This is a genomic window from Phyllobacterium sp. 22229 (genome assembly GCF_052056495.1).
GTDB lineage: Bacteria > Pseudomonadota > Alphaproteobacteria > Rhizobiales > Rhizobiaceae > Phyllobacterium > Phyllobacterium myrsinacearum.
The window spans coordinates 40095-46981 of sequence record NZ_JBQEPA010000033.1; the positions used below are offsets into that span (position 1 = coordinate 40095).

Genomic DNA, 6887 nt, shown 5'->3' on the forward strand with positions numbered 1-6887 from the left:
GAATGAAATGGCCGAAGCATATATTTATGACCACGTCCGCACGCCGCGCGGCAAGGGCAAGAAGGATGGCAGTCTGCATGAAGTGCCCGCCGTCCGTCTCGGCGCCAAGGTGCTGGAAGCGCTGCGCGATCGCAATGGTCTCGACACGGGACTGGTCGACGACATTATCTATGGCTGCGTTGATCCCGTCGGTGAAGCCGGTGCGGTCATTCCGCGCTCATCGGCTTTCGAAGCCGGTTATGATTTCAAGGCGCCCGGCATGCAGATTTCGCGCTTCTGTGCCTCCGGTCTCGATGCGGTAAACTTTGCTGCTGCCAAGATCGTGCAGGGTGCCGATGACATCGTGATCGCTGGCGGTGTGGAATCCATGTCCCGCGTCGGCATGGGCATGTCCGGCGGTGCCTGGTACATGGACCCGTCCGTGGGCTTGCCCGGCTATTTCATGCCGCAGGGCGTATCGGCCGATCTGATCGCCACGAAATACGGTTTCACCCGCGACGATGTCGATGCCTATGCCGTGGAAAGCCAGAAGCGGGCAGGCGAAGCCTGGAAGAAGGGCTACTTCAAGAATTCTGTTCTCAGCATCAAGGACCAGAACGGCCTGACGATCCTTGATCACGACGAGCACATGCGTCCGGCGACGGACATGCAGGCGCTGGCGTCGCTCAACCCATCCTTCGTGATGCCGGGCGAAATGGGCGGCTTCAATGCCGTTGGCATCCAGGCGCATCCGGAAGTCGAAACCATCAATCACGTGCATCATGCCGGCAATTCCTCCGGCATCGTCGACGGTGCCGCCGGTGTCCTGCTCGGCTCGAAGAGCGCCGGCAAGGCATTGAGCGTCAAGCCGCGTGCCCGCATCCGTGCCTTTGCCAATATCGGTTCCGATCCGGCCTTGATGCTGACCGGTCCGGTCGATGTGACGGAAAAGCTGCTCAAGCGCGCCAAGATGAAGATTTCGGATATCGACCTGTTTGAACTGAATGAGGCCTTTGCGGCTGTCGTGCTGCGCTACATGCAGGCCTTCAACATTCCGCGCGACAGGATCAACGTCAACGGCGGCGCCATCGCCATGGGCCATCCGCTCGGGGCAACCGGTGCGATGATCCTCGGCACAGTGCTTGACGAGCTGGAGCGCCGCGATTTGAACGTCGCGCTGGTCACACTGTGCATTGGTGCCGGCATGGGCACCGCAACGATTATCGAACGCGTCTGAGGGAGAGCAGAAGATGAGCTATACAAACTTCAAATTCGACGTCGACGCGGACGGCATTGCGCTGGTCACCTGGGATATGCCCGACAAGTCGATGAATGTCTTCACCGAAGAGGTGATGAAGGAACTCGACGCCATCGTCGACCGCGTTGCCAAGGACGAAGCGATCAAGGGCGCGGTCATCACATCGGGCAAGGATACCTTCTCCGGCGGTGCGGACCTGACCATGCTCAAGCGCATGTTCCAGCTGTTCCAGGAGGAAAAAGCCAAAGATCCCAAGAAGGCCGTCGAACTCCTGTTCGAAAACACCGGCAAGATGGGTGGCCTGTTCCGCAAGCTCGAAACATCAGGCAAGCCATGGGTTTCGGCCATCAACGGCACCTGCATGGGCGGTGCATTTGAAATGTCGCTGGCCTGCCATGGCCGCGTTGTCTCCGATGACCCGTCGGTGAAGATGGCCCTGCCTGAGGTGAAGGTCGGCATTTTCCCGGGTGCGGGCGGCACGCAGCGCGTTCCGCGCCTGACCAACCAGCAGGATGCCCTGCAGATGATGACGACGGGCTCCAGCCTGACCGCAGCCCGCGCCAAGGCCATGGGGCTTGTGCATGAAATTGCTCCGGCCAAGAAGCTCGTCGAAACCGCCAAGAAGATGATCAAGGCAGGTTTGAAGCCAGTCCAGCCATGGGATGAAAAGGGTTTCAAGCTTCCCGGCGGCGCGATCTATTCGGCAGCGGGTGCCAATCTGTGGCCAGCCGCCACGGCCATTCTGCGCCGCGAGACCTACGGCAATTACCCAGGCGCCGCGGCGATCCTGAAATCCGTCTATGAAGGCCTCCTCGTGCCCTTCGATACCGGTCTGAAAATCGAGCAGCGCTACTTCACCAACATCCTGCAGAGCACGGAAGCCGGCATGATGATCCGCTCGCTGTTCGTTTCCCTGCAGGAACTGAACAAGGGCGCGCGCCGCCCGGCCGACGTCAAGCCGACCAAGTTCAAGAAGGTTGGTGTCATTGGTGCCGGTTTCATGGGGGCAGGTATCGCCTATGTCACAGCCAAGGCCGGAATTCCCGTTGTCCTGATCGACCAGACGCAGGAAGCCGCCGACAAAGGCAAGGCGCATACGGCTGAGCTGATCACCAAGGATATCCAGCGGGGCAAGGCAACCGCGGAAGACAAGGAAAAGCTGCTTGGCCTGATCACCGCCACCACGCAATATGCCGAGCTTGACGGTGCCGATCTCGTGATCGAAGCCGTGTTCGAGGACCGCGACGTCAAGCGCAAGGCAACGGAGCAGGCGGAAGCCGTCTTGAAGCCTGCAGCCGTGTTTGCCTCCAATACCTCGACACTGCCGATCACCGGCCTTGCCAAGGTTTCGGTGCGCCCGAAGAACTTCATCGGCATCCACTTCTTCTCGCCCGTCGACAAGATGATGCTGGTCGAGGTTATCCTCGGCAAGAAGACCTCGGAAAAGGCGCTGGCTGTCGCGCTTGATTATGTGCGTGCGATCAAGAAGACCCCCATCGTCGTCAACGATACACGCGGTTTCTACGTCAATCGCTGCGTCCTGCGTTACATGTCCGAAGCCTACAACATGCTCGTGGAAGGCGTTCCGCCTGCAATGATCGAGAATGTTGCCCGGATGGCTGGCATGCCGGTCGGGCCGCTCGCGCTCAACGATGAGACGGCCATCGATCTGTCGCAGAAAATTCTCAAGGCGACACTTGCCGATCTTGGGCCGAAGGCCGTCGATCCGCGGCATGTGGAACTGGTCAACACGCTCGTCGACAAGTACGATCGCCGCGGCCGCAAGAACGGCAAGGGCTTTTATGACTATCCTGCCAAGCCCGCCAAGAAGCATCTGTGGCCGGAACTAAAGACGCTCTATCCGCAGCAGGACGCCGACAAGATCGATGTGGAAGTGCTCAAGCAGCGCTTCCTCTTCACCATCGCGCTGGAAGCAGCCCGTGTCATGGAAGAGGGGATTGTCACCGATCCGCGCGAAGCGGATGTCGGCTCGATCCTGGCGTTCGGCTTTGCGCCCTATACGGGCGGAACGCTGTCCTATATCGATGGCATCGGTGCAGCGAAGTTCGTGGAAATCGCCAAGGGCCTGCAGCGCAAATACGGTGCCCAGTTCAAGGCGCCGAAGCTGCTTCTCGACATGGCCGAGAAGGGCGACACCTTCTATGAACGCTTCAATCCCTATCCGGTTGAAGCCAAGAAGAAAAAGGCAGCCTGACTGAGATATGAGGGGATCACTTGCTGATCCCCTCATTGCCGTCGAACCATGCACGAGTTCTTTCTCGATATAAGAAAGTTTTCCGCGTTTTATCTCGACTTTTCCCCAATTCCCTCCTAAAACTTTAGTGAAGGTATTTTTTCCTTTTTCTGGAAGAGTCCCATGTTCTCACATGACCGTATCTGGGCGGCCATCGATGCGCTGGCAGAACGTCATTCGCTTTCCGTTTCCGGGCTGGCGAAGCGCGCCGGGCTTGATCCCACCACGTTCAACAAATCCAAGCGTTATGCGGTTGATGGCCGTGCCCGCTGGCCCTCGACGGAGTCGCTTGCCAAGATCATGGAAGCGACAGGCGCCTCGCTGGATGAATTCATGACGCTGGTTGTCGGCGGCAAGGGTGGAAGGGCCGGCGTGGGTGCCATGCGGTCCGTGCCGCTTCTGGGTTTCGCCCAGGCGGGCGCCGGCGGCTTCTTCGATGATGGGGGATTCCCGGTCGGCCAGGGCTGGGACGTGGTTGAATTTCCTGTCGGTTCCGGAGAAGCGGTTTATGCGCTCGAGGTTTCCGGGGACTCCATGCTGCCGCTCTACCGCGACGGTGATACGATCATCGTCGCTCCCGGAGCGCCAGTGCGCCGCGGCGACCGTGTTGTCGTCCGCACCAAGGAAGGCGAGGTCATGGCAAAAATTCTCGCGCGCCAGACCCCGCGCACCATCGAACTGCAGTCGATGAATCCCGAACACGTCAACCGGACCTTCGATGCCGTTCATATTGACTGGATTGCCCGGATATTGTGGGCCAGCCAATAAAGGGAACCTTTCCCCATGCGTCAGCTGCCGCTTTACATTCTGACCATCCTGGTCGGGGTCTGTCTGGCCTCTATCTTTATCGCCCCGTTCTATGCCGGACTGCCATCGGTGGGGCTAAGCGGGCAGAACGTAACGATATCGCCGGAAAGCTTTCAGATGCCCGATGATGCGGACGGGGATGCACCGCCGCTGCAGGATGCTGCGCCGTCCGCTCCTCAAACCACTGCCGCCCGGCAGGTCGATCCGGACGGGTTTTCAGTGACCGGCAAGGAAACAGGGCCCCTGCAGCGCATTGAACCGCGCCAGCCTCTCAGTGATATAGGCCATGCGTCGCCGCCTGCGCCTCCCCCTCCTCCCGTACCCGTCGACACGACGGCACGGCCCAAGCTGCTCTACCGGCCGGTTGCGACAGCGGCAGGAACCGTGGAGGCCTCAGGCTACAGGATCGCCATCGAGGGGATCAATGTCGTGCCGCCGGAAGAAACATGTACTGCCGATGGCGCGGCGGTATGGCCATGCGGTATGGCCGCGCGCACGGCCTTCCGCAACTGGCTGCGGTCGCGGGCGATAGAATGCAATGTTCCCGACCAGCCTCAGGACGCGCTCGTTTCCACCCAGTGCAAGCTCGGCACAACCGATCTGGCCGCATGGCTGGTCGACAATGGCTGGGCGCGGGCAAGCGATGGCTCGCCCCTGGCCGCGAACATGAAGAAGGCCGAGGAGGCAAGGCTCGGCATTTTCGGCAGTCCGCCGCCATCACTCCCGGCAGCGGTCGATTTGCCGTCACCGGGGCTCAGCGGCGACCTGTCCCCGCCATCGGCAGAACCGCAGCCGGCACCCTTGCCAGTGCCCGCGCCCGATGCACCGTTCCCGCCGAAGCCACAGTAGGACGATTCCGTCTGTCAGCCTTCGTGGCAGACGGCCTCGATATTGTGGTTGTCCGGATCCCGCACGAAGGCACCATAATAGTCCGGATGGTAATGGGGCCGTAGCCCTGGTTCGCCATTATCCTTGCCGCCGGCTTCCAGCGCCGCCTTGTGAAAGGCATCGACAAGCGCGCGCTTGCCGACACGAAAAGCAACATGCATGGGCGGATTGTTCGGGATACCGCTGGCGAGCCAGAAGTCGGGCTTGCCGCCTTCGCCGAAGCCAGCGACATCAGCGCTTCCCGTCACCGACGCGGGAAACTCGACGATCAGCTCGTAACCAATGGCGGCAAGGGCCTTCTGGTAGAATTTCTTGCTCTCTTCGAAATTGCTGACATTCACGCCGGTGTGGTCAATCATCCGTTCCTCCCTCAGTTTGGCTGCGGGTATGGAAAAACTATGCCAGTTGGCCCGTCAACGCCTTTTTGATGAGCGCGCGCGTTTCGGCGATGCCGTAAAGCGCGACGAAGGAACCGAACCGCGGCCCGCGCTCCTGCCCGATCAGCACTTCATAGAGCATCTGGAAGAACGACACCGAAACGCCGGGTCCGCCTTCCGGGCTCTTCTTCGTGTGATCCTGATAGCGTTCGATGCCGCGGGCGACATCCAGCATGGCATTCTGGATGGTATTGCCATCGGCATCCGCCGGTAATGTGGCAAGCTGCGCGTCAATCCCCTTCAATGCCTCAAGCTCGACCGCGTCCGCCGCGCGGAACTTCTTGGTCGGCTTGACGAAATCATTGAAGTAGCGGATCGCATAGGTGACAAGCTCGTTCAGCTTCGGGTTGTTCTCCTGCGTCACGCCGGGTGCATAGCGGGAGATGAATCCCCAGAGAACATCGGCATTTTCGGCATTCGAAGCGCTGACGAGGTTGAGCAGCATGGCAAAGGGCACCGGCATATCAAGCACGGGCGGTGTGCCGTAGTGCTGATGCCAGACCGGATTGCCGAGGCGTTCCTTCCATTCCTGCCGCTGATAGGCGGAAAGAAAGGTGAAATACTCGTCCACGGCCTTCGGGATGACATCGAAATACAGCTTCTTCGCCGTCTTCGGCTTCTGGAACATATAGAGTGCCAGGCTTTCCGTTGGCGCATAGGTCAGCCAGTCATCGATCGTCAGGCCGTTGCCCTTCGACTTGGAAATTTTTTGCCCCTTGTCGTCGAGGAAGAGTTCGTAGTTGAAGCCTTCGGGCGCGCGGCCGCCAATGGCGCGGCAAATCTTCGATGATAGGGTCACGGAATCGATGAGATCCTTGCCCGCCATCTCGTAATCGACGCCAAGGGCGGTCCAGCGCATGGCCCAGTCGGCCTTCCACTGGCACTTGACCTTGCCGCCGGTCACTTCCGTTTCAATGCGCTCGCCGGTATCGGGGTCTTCATAGGTGATGGTGCCCTTTTGCACGTTGCGGGCGATCATCGGGACCTGCAGGACAACGCCGGTACGCGGGCTGATGGGCAGGAAGGGCGAATAGGTCGCCCGGCGTTCCTCGCCAAGGGTCGGCAGGATGATGTTCATGACATCGTCATAGGCCGCCAGCATCTTCAGCAATGTCGCGTCGAACCGGCCCGACGCGTAATAGTCCGTCGCCGAGGCAAACTCGTAGTCGAAGCCGAAACGATCGAGAAACGCCCGCAGCCGCGCATTGTTGGCCGCGCCAAACGATGGATATTCGTTGGAGAACGGGTCGGGAATGCGGCTGAG

The 6887-nt window shown here is 60.1% G+C and carries 6 protein-coding genes; 4 read left to right on the plus strand and 2 right to left on the minus strand.

What is annotated here, in order from left to right; genetic code table 11:
• Nucleotides 1-7: 7 nt before the first annotated feature.
• The 4 genes from ACTJJ7_RS26605 to ACTJJ7_RS26620 all read left to right on the plus strand — a co-directional run bounded on the left by ACTJJ7_RS26605 (nt 8) and on the right by ACTJJ7_RS26620 (nt 5147).
• The gene (locus ACTJJ7_RS26605) at nt 8-1216 is read left to right on the plus strand and encodes an acetyl-CoA C-acetyltransferase (RefSeq protein ID WP_105736518.1); all 1209 of its coding nucleotides are present in this window, start codon (nt 8-10) and stop codon (nt 1214-1216) included.
• A gap of 13 nt (nt 1217-1229) precedes the next feature.
• Nucleotides 1230-3452: a 3-hydroxyacyl-CoA dehydrogenase NAD-binding domain-containing protein gene (locus tag ACTJJ7_RS26610; RefSeq protein WP_105736516.1), complete on the plus strand. Its 2223-nt coding sequence runs from the start codon at nt 1230-1232 to the stop codon at nt 3450-3452.
• Between the two features lie 162 nt (nt 3453-3614).
• Nucleotides 3615-4259: a S24 family peptidase gene (locus ACTJJ7_RS26615; RefSeq protein WP_105736514.1), complete on the plus strand. Its 645-nt coding sequence runs from the start codon at nt 3615-3617 to the stop codon at nt 4257-4259.
• Between the two features lie 15 nt (nt 4260-4274).
• Nucleotides 4275-5147, plus strand: coding sequence for a thermonuclease family protein (locus ACTJJ7_RS26620; protein ID WP_440969363.1), 873 nt, complete (start codon nt 4275-4277; stop codon nt 5145-5147).
• A gap of 14 nt (nt 5148-5161) precedes the next feature.
• Here the strand turns inward: ACTJJ7_RS26620 and ACTJJ7_RS26625 are convergent, their stop codons facing one another.
• Complete coding sequence (locus ACTJJ7_RS26625) at nt 5162-5545, minus strand: VOC family protein (protein WP_105736511.1); 384 nt, start codon at nt 5543-5545, stop codon at nt 5162-5164.
• Between the two features lie 37 nt (nt 5546-5582).
• Nucleotides 5583-6887: lysine--tRNA ligase (locus tag ACTJJ7_RS26630; protein WP_440969364.1), on the minus strand; the 1305-nt coding region annotated here is incomplete at its 5' end.

What these genes read in the sequence shown, in the direction of transcription:
- ACTJJ7_RS26605 (WP_105736518.1), top strand. Translation starts at nt 8, where the DNA reads ATGGCCGAAGCATATATTTATGACCACGTCCGCACGCCGCGCGGCAAG.
- ACTJJ7_RS26610 (WP_105736516.1), top strand. Translation starts at nt 1,230, where the DNA reads ATGAGCTATACAAACTTCAAATTCGACGTCGACGCGGACGGCATTGCG.
- ACTJJ7_RS26615 (WP_105736514.1), top strand. Translation starts at nt 3,615, where the DNA reads ATGTTCTCACATGACCGTATCTGGGCGGCCATCGATGCGCTGGCAGAA.
- ACTJJ7_RS26620 (WP_440969363.1), top strand. Translation starts at nt 4,275, where the DNA reads ATGCGTCAGCTGCCGCTTTACATTCTGACCATCCTGGTCGGGGTCTGT.
- ACTJJ7_RS26625 (WP_105736511.1), bottom strand. Translation starts at nt 5,545, where the DNA reads ATGATTGACCACACCGGCGTGAATGTCAGCAATTTCGAAGAGAGCAAG.